Below are 24,504 nucleotides of genomic sequence, written 5' to 3' on the forward strand. Positions count from 1 at the left end.
TCGTTGCGGGTTGCGGTCCCAGGTGTGGCCGAATGCCGCCGCACACTCGGCTGCGGCGGCACGGCACGGCCCGTCCGGTCCTGCCCGCCCGCTTGAGCCCCGGTCCGAGTCCGAGTGGGCCTACCGAGACCGGCCTTGCGATTCAGGCGCGCCCGCGAACCCTGCGGAACTGGCGTCCGGCGAGGTCGATCGCCGTCACCTCACCGCGCTCGTCCCGCGCGAAGTAGCCGCGCTGGCCTTGGAGCGGGCCTTCGGTGACGATGTAGTCGTCGCCGTCCTCGTGGAGGAAGCCCATGTGCGCGGGCTCGCAGTCGGCGGGCATTTCCGGCGAGTCCACACGCAGTTCGGGCCGGATGCAGGCCGCAAGGCTCAAGTAGTCGCCCTCGTCGACAACGCTCACGACCATCATGTCCACCTCGTAGTCGCCAATGATCCCGGCGGCGCGCTCCCGGTCGAACGCGACCGGCTCGGGGTCGCGGTCGACCAGCCCGAGGTAGTGTTCCAGCGCCCAGCGGATGACCGCGAGGTTGCAGGGCGTGCCGCCCGGTTCGGCGTTGGTCACCACGGCGATCGCGAAGTCGTGCTCGGGCACGGCGATGAAGTCCGCGAACTGTCCGACGGACGAGCCGCCGTGGGCGAACGTGGCCGCGCCGTCGATCTCCCGCAGGAACCAGCAGATGCCGAACCCGTCTCCCAGGGAGCTGCCGCGCAACTCCACGGTCTGGCGTCGCATCGCTTGCAGCGCTTCGGCAGAGACGATCCGCTCGCCGGACTCCGCGCGGCCGTCCCCGAGGTGGAACCGGGCCCAGCGGACGAGGTCGCGCGCGGTGGAGGCGCCGCCCCCGCCGGGGTTCTGGGAGCGGTGGACCTTCCAGGTCGGGACGACCGTGGTGCCGTCGGCCGTGACACTGTGGCCGAGGGAGAACTTGCGGGTCATCGCCTCGGCGGCGAAGAACGTGGAGTTCTCGAGCCCGAGCGGCTTGAACAGGAGGTCGGCCATCGCCTGTTCGTAGGTCGTGCCGGTGACCACCTCGATGACGCGTCCGAGGAGGTTGTACGCGGCTTGACTATAGGAGGCCCGCTCGCCGGGCTCGGCGATGACGGTCAGCTCGTCGAGATGGTCCACATAGGTTTTGAGGGCGTCGTCGCCGTCACCGGTGTCCCGGAGCATCCAGGTGTCCAGGCCCGCGGTGTGGTTGAGCAGGTGCCCGACCGTGATCGCGGCGGCGGACCGCTCGTCGGCGAGCCGCAGGTCGGGGAGGTAGCGGCGCACGGGAGCGTCGAAGTCGACCTTGCCCTGCTCGGCGAGGATCACGAGCGCGGTCGCCGTGAAGCTCTTGCTGGTCGAGCCGAGGGTGAAGATCGTGTCCTCATCGACCGGGTGCGGGTTCGCGACGCTGGTGACGCCGTGGGCCGCGTAGATCTCGCGGCCCTGGTGCCAGATGCCGACCGCGATGCCGGGCACCGCGAACTCGGCGGCGGCCTTGGCGACGAACTGCTGGAATGCATTGGTGCTCAAGGTGGGTTCCCCTCTCGGATGCCGCCGGAGTCTTCCCGGAAGCCGTGTCGAGAGGAACCATCGCCTCGAGCGCTGACGCGCCGCTGACACGCGGCTGACGACGCCGCCCGCACGACCCCCGAACCGGGTGTCACTGCAGGTCAGGCTCCTGGTGAACGAAAATGTCGTACCCCGCTTCTACAGTTGCGGAGGCAACTGAATAGCGCGCGCAACGCCCGATGGCGGGGCGCGAGAACCGATTGGACGAAGCGATGGCAGCGAAACCATCAGACAGTTCACGGAACCAGGCGAGCCTCGAGGTGATCACCCGGGCCTTGCCGTTCACGACCATCCCCGACGAGCCACTCCGAGCGCATTTCGCCAGGTGGCTTCTCGATTCCCTGGCGACCGCGGACCGGCTCGGACCGTTCCCCAGCCTCGAACCCGAGACCCGCCCACCGGCGACCGGTCCGGAAGCAGCAGCGCCGACCACGGCACCCGAGGCCGACCCTCGGTCATCGCCGCCCGCAACGCCGATCGAAGCCGCAGCCGATACCGCCCTTGCGGTCGACACTCGGCCACCTCCGATCGCCACGCCCTCCGAGGACGCGGTCGAAACCGCCCCCGAGGCGGCTCCACCTGACGACCCGCCGAGAGGCGAGCCGCTGCCGCTCGAGTGGCAAGGACCGCCCGCACCGCCCAGACCGCAGTTCGTACGCCAACGCGACGGCACGATCTGGGTGACCAAGCCGATCCTGCGCTCGCGAGGCTGGACCGACTCCGCAGTCCGCGACTTCCTGCCCCAACCTGAAGGCCTGAAACCGAATCCGAGGTTCGCGTCCACCGGCGCCCCCATGCCGGTCTGGCGGCCCGCGACCGTGGCGGCCGTTGAGAAGACGCCGGAGTGGCAGGCCTGGCTGGAGCGATCACTGCGGCGGCGGCAGACCACGCTCGAAGCGCTGGCCGAGACCGAGGACGAGGACTTCCGCGCCCGAGTGGAAGCGGCCCGCATCGCCATCGAGTCGGAAGGAGGCGTGTCGAACGCCTAGCCGAAGACCGGTTTCGACCATGCCAGGCTCGGCGAAACGCCGGTGTCGCGGTCGTTGATCTCCTAGGTTGGAAGGCGGCCAACACGGTCCGTGCCGATGCGGACCATGGGCGCAGTCGAGGAAGGAGACGGTCATGACCGATTTCGCGTTCGCGGGGAAGGCCTTCGACATCCGCTTGGACAACGGGGTGCTCTTCCACAACACCTTTGCGGCGGAAGGCAACAAGCTGGTGTACGAGCAGATCGACGGCGCGGTGGAAGGCGCTTCGGAGGAGGTGCAGCTGTACGTCGCCGAGGTCGCGCCGCGGATGTACCTGATCGGCTGGAACGAGCTCTCCGGGGCGACCGTGGCCCACGTGATGGATTTCAAGACCAAGAGGATCACCGCGTTCCGATCGCTCGACGCCGGCGGCAGCAGGGTCGGCGAGGTGCACACCGGAACCTTCGAGGAGGTGAGATAAGGAACCCCCGCTAGACGGCTCAGGCCAGCTTGAAGCCCGCGGCGGTCGCCAGCTCGCCCGCGATCTCGACCGCTTGGTCCGCGGTGATGAGCGCTCCGCGCAGGCTCATGAGGCCGTTGATACCCGACAGCTCCGCACGCCGCAGGTCGCAGCCCTTGGCGTTCGAGACGCGTGAGAAGTCCGCGCCCGGGAAGGCGCAGTCGATGAACACGGTCCTGGAGAGGTCGCCGAGGAACGTCGCGTTCATGAAACGGCACCGCTCGAAGACCACCGGGCCCTTGGCGGTGCCGATCGAGATGCCGGCGAAGTCGGCCCGGCAGTCGGCGATATAGACGTCCTGGGCCAGCGCGAACTGCGCCTGCCAGCCCACCAGCTGGCTGTCGGTGATCTCCAGCCGCCGCGCGGTCGCCCGCTCCCAGCGGGCGTTGGCCAGCATCGAGCGTTCGACGGTCACGTCCACGATCTCGAAGGGCGACAGCACCGTCCCCGAGAAGTCGACGCTGCGCAGCAGCGACTGGTCCAGGCTGCCGTCGCCGTGTCCGCCGGTCCACTGCAGGCCGTCGAAGAGGCACTCGCTGAGTTCGAAGTCCGGTTCGGGCTCCTCGTCGAACGACCGCAACCGCTCGGTTTCCCAGAGCGGCCTGCGCATCGAAAGCTTGTCGTCGATCTTCCTGAACTTCACCGAGCCTCCAAGGTCATCGTGACCCCGGCAGGCTACGCGAGCGCGCCGACAATTTCACGCACGCCGCCGAGCAACGAGTGGCCCTAGTCACTCTAACTCTTTGCGGGTTGCGGCACGACTGAGCGCATCGGGCCTGGACGGCACCCGGTCGTCGGCTCAAGCCCAGGGGCGCAGTTCGAGCAGCGCCCTGACGGTCTCGATGTACTGCGGGTTCGTGTAGTCCGGGCCGCCGCCGGCGTCGAGCACGGTCTCGACCGTGCCGAAACCCGCCTGGTATGCCGAGATCACGGCGTTGAGCAGGCACCGCTCGAGATGGTCGGGCACGTCCTCGTCCCGGCCGCAGTCGTCCTGCAGCGAGTAGCTGCCCGGGTCGGAGCCGTCGAAGTAGTTGACCGCGAAGTACTTCGCGAGCCACTGGAGCTGCGCGCTGCCGAGCATCGCGTTCTCCTCGACCCCGGTCCGGTCGAGGTCGAGTTCGAACCGCTCGTTGATGAACGCCTCGGTCTCGGGCTGGATCTGCATGAGGCCCGTCCCACCGTCGCACGCGACGATGTCGGACTGCCAGCCGCTCTCCATCCAGGCCACGGCCTTGATGAGGTCGTGAGGGACGTCGACGCTCGAGTTCGTCCACACCTGGGTTTCGGCGGCTTCTTCAAGGGCCGCTTCGACTTCAGAGACCGGAGCGGGGCCGCCGCCGAGGTAGGTGGTGCAAGGCGGGTGCTCCGAGGGCGGCACGGTCGGGAACGCCGCGCTCGTGGTCTCGGCCGCGCTGGTCGTCTCGAGGAGGCTCGGCGCCGGCTCGCTGAGGGGTTCGGGGCTCGGCGTGCTGCTCGGTCGTTCGGTGGCGCTCGCGGTCTCGGTCGCGGCCGGAGTCGTGGCGGCCGCCGAGGTCCCGTCGCCGCCAGAGGGGAGGATGAGGTACACGACGATCGCGACCGTCGCGAAGAGCAGGAGGAACAGCACGATCCAGGTGACGGGCGCGCGGTCCTCGTCGTCGGGTTCGTGCTCGAAGGGGATATCGGTCATGGAGGGGGTCCTTTACCGAACGTGAAGTTCACTGTGGACAGCGTACCGAGTGCGGGGCCGGTGTGGGAAGCTGCAGACGTCAGGATCCGCGCTGGTGTGCGGCGTGTCTCGCGTCAGTCTCCAAGAATGTATTTGAACGTGTTCAACTAGGCGGGTAGGCTTGGCGGGGAAGGAGGAACCCCATGAAGATCGTCATTCCCGGCGGGACCGGCAGTGTCGGTGCCGTCCTTGAACGCGGACTCCTCGCCGCAGGCCACCGCCTCATCGTCCTCACCCGCAGTCCTTCCCGCCCGCACCACGTCCACTGGGACGGCCGCACCCTCGGCCCCTGGGTCGAGGCCGTCGACGGCGCCGACATCGTGATCAACCTCGCCGGACGCAGCGTCAGCTGCCGCTACACCCGCGAGAACCTCGCCGCGATGATGGACTCCCGCGTCGACTCGACCCGCGTCGTCGGCGAGGCCATCGCCGCCGCCGACCAGCCCCCTGCCGTGTGGCTCCAGATGAGCACCGCCACCATCTACGCCCACACCTTCGACCGCGCGAACGACGAGGCCACCGGCGTCATCGGCGGCGGCGAACCCGATGTGCCCGCTTACTGGGCCAAGAGCATCGAGATCGCCCAGGCCTGGGAACGCACCCTCGACGAGGCAGAGACGCCCCGCACCCGCAAGGTCGCGATGCGCTCGGCGATGGTGATGAGCACCGACCGCGGCTCGGTCTTCGACATGCTCTCCCGCATGACCCTGCTCGGCCTCGGCGGGGCCGTCGGGGGCGGACGCCAGTTCGTGTCGTGGATCCACGAAGCGGACTTCACGCGGGCCGTGCAGTTCCTCATCGATCGCGACGACCTCGCCGGACCTGTCAATCTCGCCGCACCGCATCCCTTGCGGCAGAAGGACCTCATGCGGACTCTCCGGCGCGCCTGGGGCGGGCACTTCGGCGTCCCGGCGGCGAAGTGGATGGCCGAGATCGGCGCGTTCGCGCTCCGCAGCGACACCGAGCTGCTGCTCAAGAGCCGCCGCGTCATCCCCGGTCGCCTCGAGGACGCCGGGTTCGAGTTCACCTATCCCGCTTGGGAAGCCGCAGCGGACGACCTCGCGCGGCGCACGGCCGCTGATCGGAAGTGGCCGTTGATGCGCAGACCCGGACTCAAGGCGGTCAGGGCATTGACCGGCAGCTGAGCCGCAGCAACCGAATGCGCCGGATCCCGCTGGCGGCGGCTGAGCGGCGGGAGGTCTGCGGCCCGGGAATGGAGCGGTGCGCGCAGGCCAGTCGTCCCGCGCCTACGATCGCGACTCGGGCGCGACAGGTGGCTTGTTGCGCGCGGGGACGTGCCGACTCACCGCCGATCGCATCCAGGACGCCTCAGGCGGAGCGTCCCCGGTGTGCTTCGGCGAACGCCGCCACTGCCATCGCGGCGGCTACCGCCGCAGCGATCCCGCACACCGCCCCGAAGGACACCGCGTTCGCCAGCACCGAGCCGAGCCCGGCCGCCACGAGGTACACCGCCCACACCCCGGCCTGCAGGCGGGCAGTCCGAAGCCCACTGCGCCCGCCGGAGAGGTTGACGGACAACGCGATGAGCGTGCCGGTCAGGACCGTGGTCGTGACGCCCGCGAGCCCGATCCGGGCCGCGTGAACGCTCTGCACGCCCATCGCGAACGCCGCCAGCGCAATCGCGAGCGAGAAGCCCTGGCTGAGTCCCGCCAGCGCGAGCATCACGACCTCGACCACCAGGAGCAGCGGCACGCCGAAGCTGGTGAGGACGTGGCGGCGCGTCGCGAGCGAGGCGAGCACCGCGCCCAGCGAGAACCCCGCAAGGGACCACAGTGGGCCGACTGGCGAGAGTCCGTCCTCGCGTCCGGTCAGTTCGCCGGACACGGCGACGGCGAGCAGTACCGCGTTGCCGGTCTGGTTCGCGACGAACTGCTGGCTCAGGCTGAGGAATCCGGCGCCGTCGACGGCACCGGCGATCGCGGTGAGGACCAGCGCGGTCCAGGTGTGCGCGTACGTGGGAGTCGCCGGTTTCATCGACTGCCGCCGTTTCGCTGCGGCCGTGCGGAGAAGGACGAAGCGAAACGGCGGCACATGCGCCCCAGGCTAACGCCGGCACAGGCGCGGCCACGATCGACCCGCCGCACGCTCCGGAGAGCCGATGCGCAAGAGCAGGCCCGTGAGGAAGCGGCCGTCGACGCGCACGCCCACGAGGCCCCCGCGATCGCCCGCAGCGAGCGACGCCGCCCTTGCCGGAGGCGATCGAGACACGCGAGTGCGCGACTCGGGCAGGCTGAACGGGATCACCGGTTCGGCGCCCGGACGCCCGCCTTGCGGCTTCGTCTGCAGGTCGCGGCTCCGGTCGGGTGCACTTACTCGCCCGCTCGCTTTCGCGCCGCGGCGATCAGCGCCACCGCACCACCCGCGACCAGGACAGCAGCGGTGATCATGAACGCCCGCATGTCGCCGCCGGTTGTGGCCAGGCCGCTGCTTCCGTTCCCGGAACCGCCCGCGCCATCGCTGCCGGTATCGGTGCCGCCGGTAGGTGCCGTGGTTACGTCGCCGGTGGTCGGGGCGTCGGTGCTGCCGTCGGGGGTGGGATTCACATCGCTGTCGCAGGTCAGTTCCGCATTGAATGGGAAGTGGTGGATCTCGCCGCCGTTTTCACCGTCCTCGCCGAGGCTCGCGTTCTTGGCGATGATCTGGCCTTCGACGTTCGCGGGGCTGATGTCGGAGTAGTCGGCGTCAGGGGCGAGGATCGAGCCCTCGACCGTGTCGCCCGCGCTGATGCGCAGTCGCGTGGTCTCGTTGAAGTTCCACAGCATGTACGGCGCCTGCTGACCGCTGATGCCGGCCTGGGAGGCGACTCGCCAGTCCAGTTCGCCGCCGGTGCCGGAGGTGTCGACGTTGATCAGGAGCGGTGTGTCGGCGTTCGGCATGTTCTCGAAGACGATGTCCGCCATGGCGTTGAGGTCCCCGCCCGTGACGCGGAGGATGTTGGTGACGCCCTCCTCCAGCGTGATGCGGACCTGCTGGTTCTGCTGCACCTGGCCTTTCGGCACGGTGACGCCCTGGTCGTCCTTCATCACGACTTCGTGCGCTTCGCACGCGTACAGGTCGGCCGCGTTCGCCCGGAGCTCGGTGAACGCGGCGCCGAAGTCGATGGGGGAGGTCGGGCCCACCGAGGCGAGCGGCTGCTGCAGGTTCAGCTCGATTCTGGGCGTCGAGTCGTAGCCCGCGCCGGCGGCGACCACATGGGTGTTCACCGAGGCGTTGTTGGCGTCGGTGTTCATCACCTCGGCGCCGCTCAGGTCGCCGATCTTCACGTAGTCGTGGACCTGCACGACCGAGGTCGCCGGGTCCTTGGTGAAGTCGATCCGGCCGCCCACGACCAGGGCGCTCGGCGTGGAGTCGCCAGGCGCGGTGAACGTGCTCGCGTCGTGGATGTTGACGTTGTAGGGGCCTGAGATGACGAGGTTTCCGCCCGTCGCGACGCCGCCTTCGGATTCGGTCGAGGCGAGGACCGTCTCGTTCTCGACGAACGCGTTGAACCCGAGCGCGCTCGCGAGGGGATCGATGCCGGCCGACGCCGCCTGTGCATTGGGGACCGTGGCCACTGTGGCGAGCGCCGCGACCGCGACGACGCCTGCGGCGGTGCCGAGCACCGCCATGCGACGCGTTCGGACTCGGTGCATGGGCTTCGGCGGTGTGAACGGCATGGTGCTCCCCTGGATAGGACGACGGTCGACTGTGCAGGGGGGATTCGCGCCTGAGCGTATCAAGTCAAATATGGATCAAGTGGGGTGAAACGCGCGGATCGAGGGCCACGGGCAATGGTCCCGGTTCGGCCGCCCGGGCTGCGGTGCAGCGCCTGAACCTTGCGACCGCACCCTGCTTCCTGGAGGATTGGCGTTGTGGGGCAACCGAATCCGTCCCTCACATGACCAAGGAGGACCCCATGGAGCATTCCTACGGACGCCACGAGCGCGGACTCAAGACCCTGCAGCATCTCTCGGGCGAAGCCGAACCCACGGTCGTCACCTCGCTGGCCGACATCGCCCCCGATCTCGGCCGGTTCATCGCCGAGTTCGCGTACGGCGACGTCCTCACCCGTCCCGAACTCGACCTGCGCGACCGCGAGCTCGTCACGATCGGAGCCCTCGCGGCGCTGGGCAACGCCGCCCCGCAGCTGCGCTTCCACATCAACGGCGCCCTCAACGCCGGCTGCACGAGGGTCGAGGTGATCGAGGCGCTCATCCAGATCGCCGTGTACGCCGGCTTCCCCGCCGCGATCAACGCTGTCGAGGCCGCCAGGGAGGTCTTCGCCGCCCGCGATGCCGCGAGCTGATTCCCGACTGGCCGAGCGCGTGGTGTCGGGACTCGGCGGGCTGCGACGCGGGCTGAATCCCATCAGGCCGAGCCTTCCGTGTCGGGGCCCGTCGAGCTGATCCTGCGATGCCGCTGATGCATTGAACTCGCCCATCGAGTCGACCCGACGAAGATGAATCTTTGAGAAGTATTCGCATATAGCCGAGGGGCGCATCGCGATCGCGATGCGCCCCTCGGCTGTCGTACCCCGCTGGGAGTATTGAATTTGGGGTTTCCAGGGTGTCCGATTTGAAGGCTAGCGCCCCAAAATGTACTAGAGATACTGCCCGATGTGCTGCTGCGGGATCGGAGGCTCCGTCCGCGTCGGGTCAGTGCCGCCGCGCCGCGCGTACAGCTCGGCGAGGGTCATCGGCTCGCGCACCGGGTCGCCGCCGAGCCAATCGCTCGACTCCAGCGCCGAGAGCGCCCCGACCTCGATCTGCGCCAGGCACCGCCCCGGACGCACCACGGCCGGGTGCAGCCGGTCGAGCCGCTCGTTCGTGGTGATCGCGACCATGATCTCGCGGCCCTGACCGAGCAGGCCGTCCGTCAGGTTCAGCAGCCGCGCCAGCGACTGCCCCGACGCCTCTTTCGCCTCGCCGCGGATGAGCTCGTCGCAGTCCTCCAGGACCATGAGCCGCCAGTGCCCGCGCCGCGGCTCGTCCGGATTCAGGTCCGCGTCCAGCACCAGGTCCATCTCCGACCCGATGATGACCTCCATCAGGTAGGACGGGTCCGCGAAGAACGCCTCCGGGTCCAGCACCGTGTCCACCTGGCACCACGGCGCCCACTCGCGCGCCAGAGCCCGCAGCGCCGTCGTCTTGCCGGTCCCCGGCGGGCCGTGGAACAGCACCAGCCGCCCCGCCACGTCCGAAGCCTGCGTCGCCATCAGCTTCCCCAGCGCCGAGCCGGCGTTCGAGGAGTAGTTCCGCTCGATCTCCGGCCACCGCGGTGCGCTGATCGAGCGCGTGGACCGGAACGGTCCCCGCGCCGACCGGTACCAGAAGCCCATGTCGACCTTGTCCTCGCCGACCTCCTCGACCGAACCGGTCCGGTCGGTCAGGTAGGCGGCGATCTCCTCGGCGCGCTCGCGCGTCACCGCCGTCACGACCGCCTGGCCCGAACCGTCGCGCCACCGCTGCGTCCGCAGCGTCCAGCCCTCACCGGTCACCAGTTGCAGAAAAGAAGCCCCGGAAATCGACCGTACGAGTGAACCGCCCTCAGGAATGAGGTCCACGTCGTCGGCGACCATGTCGAGCGCCCGCACCACCGCATGCGGCTGCTCCCCGGATACGTACGCGTCCAGAGCCATGAGGTTCAGCACGTTCGACGGATCGTCCGAGCCGTCGAGCGTGAAGTGCATGTTGCCGAGCACGCCACCGCTCCCCTGAAGCAGGTTCATGATCTCACCGCGTCTTTCGATGATTCCCATCGCGATCCACCATAGAAAACTACGGCGACGCCTCCGCCGCCGTGACTGCCATCGCACGGCATCGCATGCCGCACTCCGTGACCGTGCCTTATGACTGTGCCTTGCAACCCCGACACGGCTGGGCGCGCCGTGGAGTTGCACGAGATAACTGGACCCCACCCGGTGGGGCGTGAGCTGGAACAATCAGCCATGCTGGGTTACGTGACCGCATCGACCGAGACCAGCCAAAACACCGCCGCTACCATACCTGGCGGCGGCGCGGGGTCCCGAGGCGGGCAGCAGGCGCGGCACCGGCGCGGACTGCGCGCGCTGGCCGTCGCCGCGGCAGTGCTCGCGGGGCTCGCCGTCGCCGTGATCGCACTCGACCTCGGCGGTGCCGTGGACGTCGCGGACCTGCCCGGCCTGTCGACCGCCGACCCCACCGTCACGTGGGCCGCGGGCCTCCTCAAGTACGGGTACGACCTGGCAATGCTCGCCGCGGTCGGCTGCATGATCGCGGCCGCGTGCTTCCTGCCCGGACGAAAGGGCGACCGCGCCCGGCTCACCGGCCAGTCCTGGCGGTGGCTGCGCGTCGGCGCCGTCGCCTCCGGCATCTGGGCGGCCGTGGCGCTGGTGAGCCTGCCGGTCGACTTCGCGAACTCGTTCGCCCGGCCGCTCGGCGGGGTCACCGCCCTCGGCCTGTGGTCGTATGTGGGCCAGTACGAGCAGGGGCAGGCGCTCGGCCTGACGGCGCTGCTCGCGATCGCCGCGGCCGTGGTCGCGGCGCGGGCGTTCACGATCCCCGGCGCGGTGCTGGCGGCCGCGCTCGCGGTCGCGGCGGCGCTCCCGCCGGTGTTCACCGGGCACTCGGCGTCGAACGGGAACCACCAGATCGCCGTCGACGGCCTCCTCATCCACGTCATCGCCGCCGCGTTCTGGGCGGGCGGCCTGTTCGCGCTGTTCATCGCCCGCCGCGACCCTCTCGCCGCCGCCCGCCGGTACTCCGCCGCCGCCGTGTTCGCCTACGCGGCGGTCGGCTTCTCGGGCCTGATCGTGTTCTGCGCCAACGTGAACCTCACGGACCTGTGGACGTCCTCGTACGGGCGCATCGCGCTCGCGAAGCTCGTGGTCCTCGCGATCGGCGGTGTCTTCGGCTGGGCGCACCGGCGCGCCACCCTGCCGCGCATCGCAGCGGGCGACCGGAGCGTGTTCACACGCCTCGCCGCGGTCGAGCTGGGGCTCATGGCGGCCGCGTTCGGCCTGGCCTCGTCCCTGTCGGTGACGCCGCCGCCGTCGGAGGAGCTGCCGGACCCGAACACGGCCCTGCTCGGCTTCCCCACGCCCGGCCCGCTCTCGTTCGAGTCGATCGTCCTCGACTGGTACCCGTCCGTGCTGTTCTGCACGGCCGCACTGGCACTCGTGGGTGGATACGTCGCGGGCGTCGTGCGCCTGCGCCGCCGCGGCGACTCCTGGCCCTGGTACCGCACGGCGCTGTGGATCGCCGGGTGGGCGGTCATCGTCTTCACCACCTCCTCCGGGTTGAGCAAGTACGGGATGGTGCTGTTCAGCGCGCACATGGTGCAGCACATGGCGTTGAACATGCTCGCGCCGATCCTGCTCGTCCTGGCCGCTCCGGTGACGCTCGCGCTGCGGGCACTCAAGCCCGACCGCGCCGGCGGGCCGCGCGAATGGCTGCTCGCGGCGATCCACAGCCGCTGGTCGCGGTTCGTGTCGCGCCCGCTCGTGGCCCTGTTCGTCTACCTGACGAGCCTGTACCTCATGTACTTCACCGGCATGTTCGAGTGGGGGATGCGCGAGCACTTCGGGCACCTGTTCATCACCATGCACTTCCTCGCCGCCGGGAGCCTGTTCTTCTGGGTCATCATCGGCCCGGACCCGAAGCCGCGCCCGCTCTCCTACCCGGCGAAGGTGCTGCTGTACTTCGTGTCGATCGTCTTCCACGCGATCTTCGGGCTCACACTCATGATGGGCACCAACCTGATCGCCGTCGACTGGTACACCCAGATCGCCATCCCGTGGGTGGGCGACCTCCTCGCCGACCAGCGCGCCGGGGGCGGCATCGCGTGGGCGTTCGGGGAGATCCCGAGCCTCATCATCATCGTCGTGCTCATCGCGCAGTGGACGCGATCGGAAGAGCGCGAAGGCCGCCGCATCGACCGCATCGCCGAGCGCGCCGCCGCCTCGGGCCGCCCCGAGGACGACCCGCACGAGGTGTACAACGCCTACCTGGACGGCCTCGACCAGGAGCGCCGCTGAAGCGACGTGACTTTCTACAGGGTACGAACCGGTCATTAGACAGATGCGGCCCCGATCCGCCCGAACGTAATGTGGCTGCATGACCACAGACAACGTTCGCTTCGAGACACTCGCCGTCCACGCCGCCGAACCCCGGCCCGCACATGGCCGCTCCGTCGTCTTCCCCATCTACCAGGGCACGGTCTACGAGATCGAACCCGGCGCCGGCGTCGACTACCTGCGCTACTCCAACACGCCAACGCAGAACTATCTGCAGGAGAAGCTCGCGGCCCTCGAAGGAGCCGAGGCCGCCGTCGCCACCGCCTCGGGCATGGCCGCGATCAGCACCGCGCTCCGCAGCATTCTCGCCGCCGGCGACCGCATCATCGTCGCCGGGAACATCTACGGCGGCACCCACGCGCTCCTCGCCGAGGAGTCCCGCCGGTCCGGCTGGGGCGTCGACTTCGTGGACGCCGCCGACCCTGCGGCCTGGGCCGCCGCGCTCACTGCCGAGACGAAAGCGGTCTACGTCGAGTCGATCACCAACCCGCTCATCAGGGTCGGCGACCTCACCGGGCTCGCCGCGTTCGCGCGCGAGCACGGCCTGACCTCGATCATCGACAACACCTTCCCCACCCCGATGCTGTTCCGGCCGCACACCATCGGCTACGACCTGGTGTGCCACTCGGCGACCAAGGCCCTCAATGGGCACTCGGACCTCGTCGCCGGCGTCGTGACCGGCTCGACCGAGCGGATCGAGCAGGTGCGCCACCACCTGACGCTGTTCGGCGGCAGCATCGACCCGCACGCCGCGTTCCTCCTCTCGCGCGGCATCAAGACCCTCGCGGTCCGGGTCAAGGCCCAGGGCGAGAACGCGTTCGCGCTGGCGCGGTTCCTGGAGGGGCACAGTGCGATCGCCGAGGTGCACTACCCGGGTCTGGAGTCGCACCCCGACCACGCGCGGGCCTCGGAGCTGTTCTCCGGGTTCGGTTCGATGCTGGCGTTCCGGCCGGTCGGGGGCCTGGAGGCGGCCGAGCGGCTGCTGAAGGCGCTGCAGATCCCGTACTCGGCGGCAAGTCTGGGCGGGGTCGAGTCGCTGGTGACGCGTCCGGCGATCAGCAGCCACGCGAAGCTGACCGCCGAAGAGCGGGCGGCGGTGGGCATCCCCGATGACCTCATCCGGTTCTCGACCGGCATCGAGGCGGCCGAGGATCTCATCGAAGATTTCGGGAGGGCGCTTGGGGAATAGGAGGTACGGCAATTCGGAGGAGAGAGGAGGTGCGACGGGACCTCGGAAGTGAGCGGAGGATCGACGAGGCTTCGAGGACGAGCTGAAGCGCAACGCGGCGACGGGAACGAGCCGAAGCGCGGCAGGCCCGCCGCGCGGGCCGGACGAGCGTCAGGCCAGCCCGACCTGGCTAAGGCCGCGACCAGGCGGAGTGCAGGCCGACTCCCAGCGGGCCGAAGGAACGGAGCTCTCAGACCGCTCCACGACGAGTCGGCGAGACCCGCGACGCGGTTGAACGTGGCGTCGGCGGCCTTGGCGGGGATGAAGGGTCGGCCGTCTGCGGAACGGCGGAGTTCGACCGGATGCCCACCGCGGTCTACCGGGCCTTCGGCCGTGTCAAGTAGGCCGCCGCGCTCGTGAACGCCGCCCGAGGCGCCGACGGAGTCGGCACGCCCGTGCACGGACCCGATGGCGGGCGCGTTGCCCGGGCCGGGGGCGGGCGGCCGCGATCACTGAGCCGAGTGCATGGGTGCGCTGATCGCCTCGACGCACCACCGGGTCGGCTCGGTCAGGCTCGTCTGCTCCAGTGCGGCATGGGGATCGGGGCGAACCTGATTCTCGTGCCGGGGCGGGCCTGGGCGGCGGCGGCCTGGGCTTCGGCTCCGACGACGCCGATGACGGGGTAGCCGCCCGTGGTCGGGTGGTCGGCGCCGAAGAGGATCGGCTGCCCGTTCGGGGGCACTTGCAGGCCGCCCGCGACGATGCCCTCGCTCGGGAGCTCCGCGGTGTCGGTGCGCCGCAGCGCGGGGCCGTCGAGTCGCAGGCCGATCCGGTTGGAGTGCTCCGAGACCGTCCACACGCCGCGCGCGAGTTCCGCGACCGCCTCGGGCCGGAACCACTCGAGGCGAGGCCCCAGGTGGAGCTTCATGACGAGTTCCTCGCTCACCCCGGCCCACGGCGTCGGCCACTGCGTGGGCAGCGGCGGGTGCGCGGGGCTGGGGCCGAGCGGGATCGTGTCGCCGTCGGCCAGGGGCGCGGGGCCCAGGCCCGAGAGCAGGCAGGTCGAGTGCGAGCCGAGGCTCGACTTCGGGTGCAGCCCACCGGAGAACGCCAGGTAGGACCGCACGCCGACCTCGGCGGGGCCGGCGTCGAGCACCGACCCGGCCTTGAGCTTCACCGGCTGGCCCCAGGACTCCGGGCGTCCGTCCACAGTCACCGGGCAGGGGGCTCCGCCCACGACGACCGTGACGTTCCGGTGCGCCTTGACCGTGCAGCCGTTCAGGGTCGTCTCGAGTGCGCAGGCGCCGGTCGGGTTGCCCGCCAACTGGTTCGCGAGCCGCCACGAGGGCCGGTCGGCAGCGCCCGAGGGCGGCACCGCGAGGTGGCCCCAGCCGGGGCGGCCGGCGTCCTGGCAGGTGGTGAGCACGCCCGCGCGCAGGATCTCGATGTGGCTCATACCCGCACCGCCGCGAATCGCACCTTGGTGCCGGGGACGAGGAGCGCCGCGGGTTCGCGGTGCTCGTTCCACAACCGGCCCGGGTTCGTCATCGTCGCGATGAGCTGCCACCCGCCGGGGCTCGACCGCGGGTACACGCCCGTGTAAGGCCCGGCGATCGCCACCGATCCGGCCGGGACCGAGGTCCGCGGGCTCTCGCGCCGCGGCACCTGGTACTCCGCGGGCAGGCCCTCGAGGTACGCGAACCCGGGGGTGAACCCGCAGAACGCCGCCTCGTACTCGATGCCGGAGTGGATGTCGGCCACCGCGTCGGTGCTCACGCCCCACAGCTTCGCCACGGTCTCGAGGTCGCGCCCGTCGTAGCAGACGGGGATCTCGACGGCCTCGCTCACCGATTCGGGCTCTTCCGTGAGCGGCCAGCCGGGGAGCTCGGCCGCCAGCAGCTCGGGTTCGTCGACACCGTCGACGAGCACCGTGGTCGCGCCCGGCACCAGGTCGGCGGCCTCCAAAAGCCCGGACATGCGCCGGGCCTGGAGCGAGCGGTAGCAGGCGCGGGCGAGCGCGGTGGTGCCGCAGTCGATCAGGATGCCGCGCGGCCCGGCCGGGAGCGGCCTGAGCCCGCGGTTGGAGGTGGGTGCGGTGGGTCTGGTGCTCACGAGAAAGCCTCCACGTCGATGCCTCGTTCGTCCAATGCGGACCTGATTGACGCGGCGACCGCCACCGCGTCGGGACCGTCGCCGTGCACGCAGATTGATTCGGCCGCAACAGGAGTGACAGTACCGTCGATCGCTGTCACGACGCCGTCGGCGGCGAGCGATACGGCCTGCGCCACCGCTTCGACGTGCCCGAGGAGCGCTCCCGGGAGTCCGCGCGGCACGAGGTGCCCGTCGGGAAGGTACCCGCGATCGGCGAAGGCCTCACCCACGACGCGGAGCCCGGCCTCGGTCGCGAGGCGGTCGAGCGCGTTCCCGCGCTGGGTGAGCAGCACGCCCACACCCGCGAGCTTCGCGCCCTCGACCACCGCGGCGGCCTGCACCGGATCGCGTCCGGCGCGGTGGTACAGCGCCCCATGGGGCTTCACGTACGCCACTTCGGCGCCGGCGGCCTGGGCGAAGACCCGGAGCGCGCCGATCTGGTAGGCCACTTCGGCGGCAAGCTCCTCCGGGGGGACGTCGATCTCGCGCCTGCCGAACCCGGCGAGGTCCCGGTACGAGACCTGGGCACCGATGCGCACGCCTCCGGCGGCGGCGAGGGCGGTGACGCGGCGCAGTGTCGAGGGGTCCCCGGCGTGGAAGCCGCACGCCACATTCGCGCTCGTGACGATGCGCAGCAGCGCGTCATCGTCCGTGAGCACCCAGCGCCCGAAACCCTCCCCCAGGTCCGCGTTGAGGTCCATGACTAAACGGTACCGGAGTGCGCGGGATTCGGGCGCTTCGGGAACGGGGGGAGAAACCCCACCTGCGACTCACCCGTTCGAGTGAGGCGAGGGCTGCCGCCGAACGCGAACGGGTGAAGCGGCGGTCGTGTGTTCCGAGCGCGCCAGTGGGACTCGAGTGCATCGTGGAATGCGCACCAATATGGACAGAGTCGACATCGTGACACTCGGTAAACAGACTTGCCAAAACCCCTGGTAGGCACCAATATTCAGGGGACCCGAAACGAGCGTCGCCGGTCTATGCTGATACTCACATTCGAGTCCACTGAGCCCCTCGGAGGCGGCATGTTCGGTGAGGACGCCATCGCCCAGCAGCTGGCGGAAGCCCGCTCGCAACTGGACGTCGTCAGGCAGACGCAACAGGACCACCAGGTCCCCCCGGTCACCGCGGAGGCGGCCGACGGGCGCATCAAGATCACCCTCGGCGCGAACGGCCGCGTCGAGCGGTTCGAGTTCACAGAGGTGCGAGTCCTCAAGGAAGGCACCGAATTCCTCGAGGAAGAGCTCCGCAACGTCGTCAACGCGGCCCTCGACGCCCGCGCCGAGTCCCTCGGCCACGACACCGCCGCGCCCGACCTCGAAGCCATCGGCGAGGCCGTCACCAAGATCCAGGACCAGGGCCTCGCCCAGATGCGGGCCATGAGCACCCAGATCAGCGCCGTGATGAAGAAACTCCAGGGAGGGGCCTGACATGGTGGTGCAGCTCGACCTCGACTCGATCCGGGAAGGCGCCGAAGCGCTCGACGCCGCCACCGAGACCGTCCAATGCCTCTTCGACGAGTTCAAATCCGCCGTCGAAGGCCTCGCCGACTCCTTCGGCAGCGACATGATCGGCTCGCTCCTCGACCTCGCGCACCAGGTGTGCATGGAGGCCCTCATGGAGTGCATCGAATCGAACATCGAAGACCTCCTCGACTACGCCGTCAACCTCCGCGAGATGGCCGACACCCACGAAGCCGCCGACAGCGAGGCCGCGCGCATCTTCCGCGAACTCCTCGCCGAACTCGGCCTCTAGCCCCGCCCCGCCCGGCCGCCGGCACCGGTCGCGCCCTCCCATCACCCTTCGCGTTCCTCCCCTTACGAAGGAGACCCAAAGTGGGTATGTCACTGCCCTCCGAACTCACGAGCCTGCTCTCCATGCTCGGCTACGACTGGCCCGAATCGGACGAGACGAAGCTCTTCGACCTCGGCAACACCTGGACCAGGCTGTCCGACCAGATCACCGGCGCGATCGACCAGCTCGAGGACGCCGCCCGCACCGTCACCGACAACAACATCAGCAAGGACATCGAGGCCTTCCGCTCCGAATGGGAGGACGGCGAGTCCGCGGTGCGCAACATCGCCGACATCGGCGAGCCCTCGAACATCATCAGCATCGGCCTCATGATCGCCGCCGGCGTCGTGCTCGCCCTGAAACTTCAGATGATCGTCCAGCTCGTCACCCTCGCCATCCAGATCGCCCAGGCCATCGCCACCGCCGTGGTCACCTTCGGCGCGTCGCTCCTGGAGATCCCGATCTTCAAGATGATCACCTCGATGCTCATCGACCAGCTGCTCAACATGGCGATCGAGGCGGTGCTCAATGGCTAGGGCACGCACCAGGGCCGCCCGGAAGTCCGTGGCGAAGGGCGCCAAGATCATCTCCGCGATCATCGACAACCCGCGCTTCTTCCGCGCAGGCAAGGGCCGCGGCATCAAACCCAAGGTCGTCACCGTCAGGTTCGACCCGAAGATGAGCAAGAAGGACTTCCGCACGAAGGCCGACTCCCTCCGGCGCCTCAGCCGCGAGGGCAAGCTCCGCAAGACCCCCGTCAAACGCGACCCGCAGATCACCCGCAACTACCGCGGTGCGACGATCCGCAAACTCGCCGGCCAGCACCGCGGCAACCGCGACCAGCAGCGGCGCATCGCCCAGAAGTTCGGCGGCCGCAACTCGGTCACCCGCGCCGGCGACGGACTCGACCCCGACCACGTGCACGAATTGCAGCTGGGCGGGCGCGACCACGCTGATAACCTCCGCTGGATGGACGCCTACACGAACCGCACGATCGGCTCCCAGATAGCCGGGCAGCTCAGAGGCGTCCCCGACGGCACACCCGTCATCATCAGGGTCATCGGGTACTGAAAGGACAGTCCAGGATGGAACTCGCGGCCAAAGTGGCGCTCGTCCGCCCCCGCATGGGGGAGCTCGAGCGCAACGGCTGGGCCCACGAGCTCGGCGAACCCGCCGAGGCCGAAGGCCTGCCGCCCGCGCTCGCGGACCTGTACCGGGTCTTCGACGGCCTGAGCACCCGCATGGGCCTCATCGACCTCTTCGCGGCCGACGACGTCCTGGCCGAACTCGGCAAGCACGGGACGGGGGACCTGCACGACCCCGTCCCGCAGCTCCTCCAGTTCGGCAACGTCTGCTACAGCTTCACGCTCTGCACCGACATCGATTCCGGTGCAGTGCATCTGGTCGACGCGGACGCCCTCGTCGAGGCGATCGAGCAGGGCGGGCCCCTGCCGACCGAACCCATCGCGCCGAACCCGGTCGCGTTCGCCGACGCGTTCCTGTTCGGCCCGCGCTACCGCGAGCTCATCGACCTCGCGGGCGGCTACCAGACCCCCGAGGACGAGGAGGAGGACGAATGGCGCCTCCTCATCGAGGAACTCGACTTCGCCTGACCCTGCGCCCGTCCCCCGCCCCGTCTCCCGCCCCGTCTCCCGCCCCGTCTCCCGCCACCGAACGACCCCCGACCTGAGGAGGACCGCATGCCCGCGGCAGCGAAGTACCAAGCACTGTGGACCGAAGACGAACTGGTCCCGTACCCGCGCGAAGCCTGGCTCGCCGACGGCTTCCCCGCCGCCGCCCTCCCCGAGGGCGACGAGGTCCCCCTCGACGTCGAGGTCGTCTACACCGCCTTCCTCCCCGGCAGCCCCGGCCTCTACGACACGATCAGCCTCGGCACCGAGGACGGCAAGGTCGACCTGCGCCTCATCGTGGTCGGCGCGGTCGAGGACGACAAGAACCTCCTGTACGTGCTCGACCCCGACAGCGGCGACATCCTCCAGCTCGACCAGGCCAACCCCCGCGACGTCCAGGCGGTGAACTCCAACTACCGCTGCTTCATCGAGTTCCTCTACCACTTCCAGCAGTTCGTCAACGCCGACGAAGGCAAGGAGGGCCGCGCCGCCCGCGCCGCCTCCCTCCGCGAGATCCTGATCCGCCTCGACCCCAACGCCTTCGCCGCCGGAGCCTGGTGGCCGCTGGTCTTCGACCAGCTCACCGCCTGACCGGGGCGCCCGCGGCCAGGCCGGTGCCGGTGATCGCCGGTGCGGCGAGTGTTCTGCGCCTTCGAGAGACGGATCGTGCGACGCGGGAAGCGGCGTCGGACCCGAGCGGCGAAAGCTGTGACCGGTAGGGCGCTGCGATGCGCGACGCTGGCGAGGCCGGCCCGCCAGGGCAGGTGACGCGCCCCGGCCGTCACCGGCGCGCCCGCCCCCGGGCGCGGCACCACGAGGAGGCCGCCGATGAGCACCATGGACCCCGTCGCCGCACAGCGGGCGAAGCGCCTGCAGCGCACCGGAGACCGGCGCTTCCTGGCCTGGGCGATCGCCGTTGCGGCGATCATGACCGGATGCGCCGCCCTGTGCGGACTGGCCGTTGCGGCGACCGCGGACATGTTGCGGCATTCCATCATCGACAGCGTCTTCGACGACCGGCTGCCGTTCCCGACGTTCTGGGGCATGGGCACCCTCGGGTACCTCTGGAGCCTCGGCATGATCGGAACGTTCACCAGCGCCAAGGTGGCTTCTTGGCTGCTCGACACCTACAGGGGCGGGGAGCAGCAGCCGCGGATCCTGCCGTCCCTCGCGGTCTGCGCAGCAGCCGCCGCCGTCGTGGCAGACGCGCCGACCTGGCTCGCCCCGCTCGAGGTCGGCATCGAATCGGATCCCGTGTTCCACGAGGACGCTCCTTGGAGCGTCTTCGGATGGACCGCCTACTACGCCGACATCTGGCTGCCCGTCATTGTCGTGATCATCGCTGGTCTCGTTGTGGCCCACGCGATCCGGCACTACCGCCGCCTGCAGCGCCAGATCGCCGACCGGGACCGCCTGCTCGCGGAGGGCCGCCGCACCAGGGGCGCGATCACCGACATGGTGCTGCGGACCTCGGCGAACGACCAGGGGCAGCGTTCGGTCGTCGGCGCCGAGGTCACGGTGCGGTTCACCGACGCCCACGGCGTCGAACGGTGGGTGACCCGCTTCAGCCGCGGACGGACCGCGATGCCGACCACGGGCTTCGCCATGGTGCTCTTCGACCCGCGGCGGCCGGGGGACGACCACCTGATCTTCGTCTCGTTCCATCCCGACCCGACCCCGCCGGAGTGGATCGGCACAGCGCTTTAATGAGCCGTTGCGACCGAGAAAAGGCTGTGCAAGGCTCGCAACGGCGTCCACCACGGGCGCGTGCCGTTCCGCTCGTGACGGGTTCCAGGCGTTGAGCAGGTGCAGCGTCGTCATGCGGAAGGCCAGGGCGCGCACCAGCAACTGCTCCCACTCCGCGATGTCCCTGCCCGCCGAGGACAGCAGCTCTGTCGGCGCGCCGTGCCAGCACACCGCATCCACGACCGCGATCGCGGCACCGAGACCGGCCGGCCGCCAATACGGCGCCCAATCGATGATCGTCGGCGGCTCGCCTTCGGTGAAGAGGACATTGCCGAGCAGGTCACCGTGGATGAGCTGCGACGACGACGCAACCGGACGGAACCGCTCCGCGAGGCGGCCGAGCATCGCATCGGAAGGCAGCGCGCCCTCTCCCCACACGATCCGGTCCGCCCGAGCCCACGGGTCGTCGGAGGTGTCGATGAACGCCGGCCGAGCGAGGTCCGAGATCGCTTGGTGGAACGCTGCTCCCGCCTTGACGATGTCCGAGACCCGCGACTCGTCCGCAGCCCCGGGCACCCACTGCCAGGCCTCCCATCCGTCGACGATCCACTCGCCTGAAGCGGCTCGGATCGGTCGCGGCGTTCGGAACTCCTCGGTGTGCTCCAGGTGTTCGAGCACGCCTGCCCGCCAGTTCGCCTCGTCCCCGCCACCTGTCGGCCGCAGGACCACGGGCCCGGCCCGCCATGTCAACCCACGGCCGCCCTCGAGCTTCTCCCGTCGTGCCTCTCCGCTGCCGAACGTGGAGAACACTTCGTCTGATGGACTTCCTTGAGCTGTCACGCCTGTAGGCTACCGAGCAGGCCGAGCTGCGGCGTCGTCCTGCACCACCGGCCACCCACCCTGGTGCGCATTGATCCTCGAACAGGCCAGGCGCACATCAGAGTCTGGTGATCCTGAGGCCGTCCTGCTCGGGCACCCCGCCGGTTACTGCGGTCCGCCCGGCAGCGGCCGATTCGGATCGGGCTCGCCGGGTTCCGGATACGGCCGCATCGGGTCGGGCCGGTTCGGGTCCGGCGGCTGGTTCGGGTCCGGGTACGGTCGCGTCGGATCGCCCGGCTCCGGGTACGGCCGCATGGGGTCGGGCCGGTTCGGATCGGGGATCGGCTGCGCGGGGTCGGGCCTGCCGGGATCGCGCGGTACCGGGCGGTTGGGCACCGGCTCCTCCTGCTCGCCCGCGATCTCAGGCTCTTCTCCGGCGATCTCCTGCTGAAGCGGCGTGCCCCGGCGCTCCTCCTCAGGAGTCAGCCCGAAATGCTCGCCCCTGTAGTCCTCCGCGTCGTCTTCGATCTTGCGATTGCCGCGGTCATGAGCCGTGTGTCGATCAGACATGTCTCCCCCTCTGCTCCGAGGCAGAGGGGTACCCGCTCAACGACCGCTCATGCCGGGACGAGCAACGCCGCAGGTGGCGCCGCTTCGTGAAACCGGAAACGGCAGGGCGGCTAGCCCTTCGAGCCCATCTGCATGAGCGCGATGGACCACCAGGACTCGCGGTCGGAGAGCGCTTCCGGGTCGATGGCGTTCATTGTGGCGCGCAGGGCCTTCGCGCGCTTGGCGCGGCCGAAGCCGCCCGTGTCGGCGTCGATGAAGAGCGCGAAGTGGTACAGGAACTCGGTGAGGGCCTTGAACGTCGAGTTCACGAGCTCCAGCGTCCCGTCGTCGACACCGAGGAGCAGGATCCGCCCGCTGTCGCCGTCGAGGCAGAACAGCATGTCGTCCCGGTCTTCCGGGACCGCGCCGACGACCGCCAGCGGGAGCGTCCCGTCCGGGCCCATGTCCAGGTTGATCCTGCTGTACAGGTCGAACCGGGCGCCCTCGAGGTATGCGGTGAACACCGCGGACATGTCGATCGGCAGGAAGTCGACCGCGGGGTAGGTCGCGGCGGGCGCGGCGAACTCGTCCAGCCACTGCTGCCGCGGGTAGGGGATGACGTTGTCAGGCTCCCAGGCCTTCAGAAAAGCGTCGCTGTCGGTCACGGTGCTTCCTCACAGGGGATCGGGTGCTCGCCGGGGATCAGGCCGATTTCGCGCAGGTAAGCGTACCAAGGATCGGTCGCCCACCACGGGTCGTCGCCGGTGGGGCCGAGCAGCTCGCGGTGGCCGGGACCGAGTGCGACGGTGTCGATGAACGCCGGGACGTCAGGGCGGCGCAGCATCACCGGGGACGCCCAGCCGTACTTGAAATAGCGGTCGAAGTAGACGATGACCTCGCCGGACTCCGCGTCCATGAGGATCGCGTCCTCGTGCCCCACATCGCCGATGCGCAGCCACGAGCGGTCGTCGATCGGCTCGCCGAGCGAGTCCACTGCGCTCTGCGGTGCAACCGACCTCTCGGGACTCATGCTCACGCGGCCGAAGTTCGCGGTCGCGCAGAGCCGGAACCAGTCGCCGAGTCCGCCGGGCCAGTCCCGCGCCGGCTCGGCGCCGTCCTCGATCCGAGGGACCTCGTACCCCGCGAAGTCGTCGTCGACCTCGGCGGCGTCCCATCGCCGATAGATCTCGGCCGGCGCATCGAGTTCACGCAGCAGCGCCAGCTTGCGCCGCACGTCGGAAAGATGAGCACTCACGCCGCTAGAACAGCCCGGAGACGGCCGCGACGACGAACAGGACCAGGATCACGAGCACCCCGATCGCGATGTACAAGAAGATCTCCGGATTGATCGCGATCAGGATCAGCGCCAGCGCCACCGCGATCGCGACCGAGACGCCGACGACCTTCCACTTCCGCGAACCCTCGCCGGCACTGTCGCGCAACTGCTGGTTCACCTTCGACAACGGCGCCCCGGGCATGACCGCCGTCGGCTCCAGCCCGGCCGCCGAAAACCCCGGTGGCGGCAGCTTCTGGAGGTCCGACAGCAGGATGTCCAACTCGGAATAGACCTTCGCCTGCATGGCGGCGTCCACGCGCTCCTGGTACTCGGCCACGTCGAGCCGGCCCTCCTCGACCGCCTCCCGCAGCCGCTCCATCACGACCTGCCGGTCGGACTCCGACGCACGCATCTGATCGCGATCCATTCGGCGACACCTCCATAGTCGGATGCTCCTCAAGGATGCCAGCACCCCGCAACACGCGCCAGAGAAACCTCCCCGCCGCGACCCTCGCCCCCATCCTCCCGCACGACTCGCGAGCCCCACCGCGGCAGACCCTTCCCCGGGAGCCCCGAAGCTGCGACGATGGGACCGTGAGCGAACGGGAGCAACTGATCGTCGG

At 69.8% G+C, this 24,504-nt stretch carries 26 protein-coding genes; 13 read left to right on the forward strand and 13 right to left on the reverse strand.

The features are described from left to right. Window positions 1-142 precede the first annotated feature (142 nt). Window positions 143-1,519 carry a serine hydrolase domain-containing protein gene (locus AB0I03_RS13075; RefSeq protein WP_360411155.1) on the reverse strand — a complete coding sequence of 459 codons (1,377 nt, stop codon included), beginning with the start codon at window positions 1,517-1,519 and terminating at the stop codon, window positions 143-145. Between the two features lie 719 nt (window positions 1,520-2,238). Here AB0I03_RS13075 and AB0I03_RS13080 point away from each other — a divergent pair. Beyond that, window positions 2,239-2,547 (forward strand): hypothetical protein, encoded by a 309-nt coding sequence (locus AB0I03_RS13080; protein WP_360411158.1) that lies wholly within the window; start codon window positions 2,239-2,241, stop codon window positions 2,545-2,547. A 133-nt stretch (window positions 2,548-2,680) separates the two neighbouring features. Further along, window positions 2,681-3,007 carry a hypothetical protein gene (locus AB0I03_RS13085; protein ID WP_360411161.1) on the forward strand — a complete coding sequence of 109 codons (327 nt, stop codon included), beginning with the start codon at window positions 2,681-2,683 and terminating at the stop codon, window positions 3,005-3,007. A 19-nt stretch (window positions 3,008-3,026) separates the two neighbouring features. Here AB0I03_RS13085 and AB0I03_RS13090 read toward each other — a convergent pair whose 3' ends face one another. Both AB0I03_RS13090 and AB0I03_RS13095 read right to left on the reverse strand, forming a co-directional pair. Continuing rightward, on the reverse strand, window positions 3,027-3,689 hold the full coding sequence (locus AB0I03_RS13090; protein ID WP_360411164.1) for a pentapeptide repeat-containing protein: 663 nt from the start codon (window positions 3,687-3,689) through the stop codon (window positions 3,027-3,029). Window positions 3,690-3,845: 156 nt separating this feature from the next. After that, window positions 3,846-4,715: a transglycosylase SLT domain-containing protein gene (locus tag AB0I03_RS13095; RefSeq protein WP_360411167.1), complete on the reverse strand. Its 870-nt coding sequence runs from the start codon at window positions 4,713-4,715 to the stop codon at window positions 3,846-3,848. A 182-nt stretch (window positions 4,716-4,897) separates the two neighbouring features. Here AB0I03_RS13095 and AB0I03_RS13100 point away from each other — a divergent pair, with 182 nt between their 5' ends. Further along, window positions 4,898-5,899 carry a TIGR01777 family oxidoreductase gene (locus tag AB0I03_RS13100; protein WP_360411170.1) on the forward strand — a complete coding sequence of 334 codons (1,002 nt, stop codon included), beginning with the start codon at window positions 4,898-4,900 and terminating at the stop codon, window positions 5,897-5,899. 184 nt (window positions 5,900-6,083) lie between these two features. On the opposite strand, the gene AB0I03_RS13105 is transcribed toward AB0I03_RS13100, so the two are convergent. Next, complete coding sequence (locus tag AB0I03_RS13105; protein ID WP_360411174.1) at window positions 6,084-6,749, reverse strand: YoaK family protein; 666 nt, start codon at window positions 6,747-6,749, stop codon at window positions 6,084-6,086. Window positions 6,750-7,084: 335 nt separating this feature from the next. Further along, window positions 7,085-8,431, reverse strand: a complete 1,347-nt coding sequence (locus AB0I03_RS13110) for a choice-of-anchor A family protein (RefSeq protein ID WP_360411177.1) — start codon at window positions 8,429-8,431, stop codon at window positions 7,085-7,087. A gap of 239 nt (window positions 8,432-8,670) precedes the next feature. On the opposite strand from AB0I03_RS13110, the gene AB0I03_RS13115 reads away from it, so the two are divergent. Next, the gene (locus AB0I03_RS13115; protein WP_360411180.1) at window positions 8,671-9,060 is read left to right on the forward strand and encodes a carboxymuconolactone decarboxylase family protein; all 390 of its coding nucleotides are present in this window, start codon (window positions 8,671-8,673) and stop codon (window positions 9,058-9,060) included. A 294-nt stretch (window positions 9,061-9,354) separates the two neighbouring features. On the opposite strand, the gene AB0I03_RS13120 is transcribed toward AB0I03_RS13115, so the two are convergent. Next, window positions 9,355-10,512 (reverse strand): DUF5925 domain-containing protein, encoded by a 1,158-nt coding sequence (locus AB0I03_RS13120; protein WP_360411183.1) that lies wholly within the window; start codon window positions 10,510-10,512, stop codon window positions 9,355-9,357. A gap of 201 nt (window positions 10,513-10,713) precedes the next feature. Here AB0I03_RS13120 and AB0I03_RS13125 point away from each other — a divergent pair, with 201 nt between their 5' ends. Next, a complete protein-coding gene (locus AB0I03_RS13125; protein WP_360411186.1) occupies window positions 10,714-12,768 on the forward strand; it encodes a cytochrome c oxidase assembly protein in 2,055 nt (684 codons plus the stop codon). Between the two features lie 79 nt (window positions 12,769-12,847). Next, window positions 12,848-13,996, forward strand: a complete 1,149-nt coding sequence (locus AB0I03_RS13130; RefSeq protein WP_360411189.1) for an aminotransferase class I/II-fold pyridoxal phosphate-dependent enzyme — start codon at window positions 12,848-12,850, stop codon at window positions 13,994-13,996. 547 nt (window positions 13,997-14,543) lie between these two features. Here AB0I03_RS13130 and AB0I03_RS13135 read toward each other — a convergent pair. The 3 genes from AB0I03_RS13135 to AB0I03_RS13145 are packed head-to-tail and all read right to left on the reverse strand — an operon-like array spanning window position 14,544 to window position 16,827. Beyond that, the gene (locus AB0I03_RS13135; RefSeq protein WP_360411192.1) at window positions 14,544-15,431 is read right to left on the reverse strand and encodes a biotin-dependent carboxyltransferase family protein; all 888 of its coding nucleotides are present in this window, start codon (window positions 15,429-15,431) and stop codon (window positions 14,544-14,546) included. Further along, on the reverse strand, window positions 15,428-16,087 hold the full coding sequence (locus tag AB0I03_RS13140; protein WP_360411195.1) for an allophanate hydrolase subunit 1: 660 nt from the start codon (window positions 16,085-16,087) through the stop codon (window positions 15,428-15,430). Before AB0I03_RS13140 ends, AB0I03_RS13135 begins: the two co-directional genes overlap by 4 nt. Further along, window positions 16,084-16,827 carry a 5-oxoprolinase subunit PxpA gene (locus AB0I03_RS13145; protein ID WP_360411198.1) on the reverse strand — a complete coding sequence of 248 codons (744 nt, stop codon included), beginning with the start codon at window positions 16,825-16,827 and terminating at the stop codon, window positions 16,084-16,086. The genes AB0I03_RS13140 and AB0I03_RS13145 overlap by 4 nt, the downstream gene beginning before the upstream one ends. Before the next feature lie 279 nt (window positions 16,828-17,106). Between AB0I03_RS13145 and AB0I03_RS13150 the strand changes: the two genes are divergently transcribed. The 7 genes from AB0I03_RS13150 (at window position 17,107) to AB0I03_RS13180 (ending at window position 21,258) form a co-directional block, all read left to right on the forward strand. Continuing rightward, on the forward strand, window positions 17,107-17,556 hold the full coding sequence (locus AB0I03_RS13150; protein ID WP_360411201.1) for a YbaB/EbfC family nucleoid-associated protein: 450 nt from the start codon (window positions 17,107-17,109) through the stop codon (window positions 17,554-17,556). A gap of 1 nt (window position 17,557) precedes the next feature. Further along, entirely contained in the window at window positions 17,558-17,881 is a 324-nt protein-coding gene (locus tag AB0I03_RS13155; RefSeq protein WP_360411204.1) for a hypothetical protein, read from the forward strand. Between the two features lie 86 nt (window positions 17,882-17,967). Then, window positions 17,968-18,456, forward strand: a complete 489-nt coding sequence (locus AB0I03_RS13160; RefSeq protein ID WP_360411207.1) for a hypothetical protein — start codon at window positions 17,968-17,970, stop codon at window positions 18,454-18,456. Then, window positions 18,449-18,991: a hypothetical protein gene (locus tag AB0I03_RS13165; protein ID WP_360411210.1), complete on the forward strand. Its 543-nt coding sequence runs from the start codon at window positions 18,449-18,451 to the stop codon at window positions 18,989-18,991. The genes AB0I03_RS13160 and AB0I03_RS13165 overlap by 8 nt, the downstream gene beginning before the upstream one ends. Window positions 18,992-19,005: 14 nt before the next feature. Next, window positions 19,006-19,533, forward strand: coding sequence for a hypothetical protein (locus AB0I03_RS13170; RefSeq protein ID WP_360411213.1), 528 nt, complete (start codon window positions 19,006-19,008; stop codon window positions 19,531-19,533). An 87-nt stretch (window positions 19,534-19,620) separates the two neighbouring features. Next, window positions 19,621-20,142: an SUKH-4 family immunity protein gene (locus AB0I03_RS13175; RefSeq protein ID WP_360411216.1), complete on the forward strand. Its 522-nt coding sequence runs from the start codon at window positions 19,621-19,623 to the stop codon at window positions 20,140-20,142. A 237-nt stretch (window positions 20,143-20,379) separates the two neighbouring features. Continuing rightward, window positions 20,380-21,258, forward strand: coding sequence for a hypothetical protein (locus AB0I03_RS13180; protein WP_360411219.1), 879 nt, complete (start codon window positions 20,380-20,382; stop codon window positions 21,256-21,258). Between the two features lie 963 nt (window positions 21,259-22,221). Here AB0I03_RS13180 and AB0I03_RS13185 read toward each other — a convergent pair. The 4 genes from AB0I03_RS13185 to AB0I03_RS13200 all read right to left on the reverse strand — a co-directional run bounded on the left by AB0I03_RS13185 (window position 22,222) and on the right by AB0I03_RS13200 (window position 24,308). Then, complete coding sequence (locus AB0I03_RS13185; protein WP_360411222.1) at window positions 22,222-22,626, reverse strand: hypothetical protein; 405 nt, start codon at window positions 22,624-22,626, stop codon at window positions 22,222-22,224. A gap of 110 nt (window positions 22,627-22,736) precedes the next feature. Continuing rightward, window positions 22,737-23,270: an SUKH-4 family immunity protein gene (locus AB0I03_RS13190; protein WP_360411225.1), complete on the reverse strand. Its 534-nt coding sequence runs from the start codon at window positions 23,268-23,270 to the stop codon at window positions 22,737-22,739. After that, the gene (locus AB0I03_RS13195; protein ID WP_360411228.1) at window positions 23,267-23,839 is read right to left on the reverse strand and encodes a hypothetical protein; all 573 of its coding nucleotides are present in this window, start codon (window positions 23,837-23,839) and stop codon (window positions 23,267-23,269) included. Before AB0I03_RS13195 ends, AB0I03_RS13190 begins: the two co-directional genes overlap by 4 nt. Before the next feature lie 25 nt (window positions 23,840-23,864). Beyond that, window positions 23,865-24,308 carry a DUF1707 domain-containing protein gene (locus tag AB0I03_RS13200; RefSeq protein WP_360411231.1) on the reverse strand — a complete coding sequence of 148 codons (444 nt, stop codon included), beginning with the start codon at window positions 24,306-24,308 and terminating at the stop codon, window positions 23,865-23,867. Window positions 24,309-24,504: the final 196 nt, after the last annotated feature.

The organism is Glycomyces sp. NPDC021274, assembly GCF_040641195.1.
Lineage (GTDB): Bacteria > Actinomycetota > Actinomycetes > Mycobacteriales > Micromonosporaceae > Glycomyces.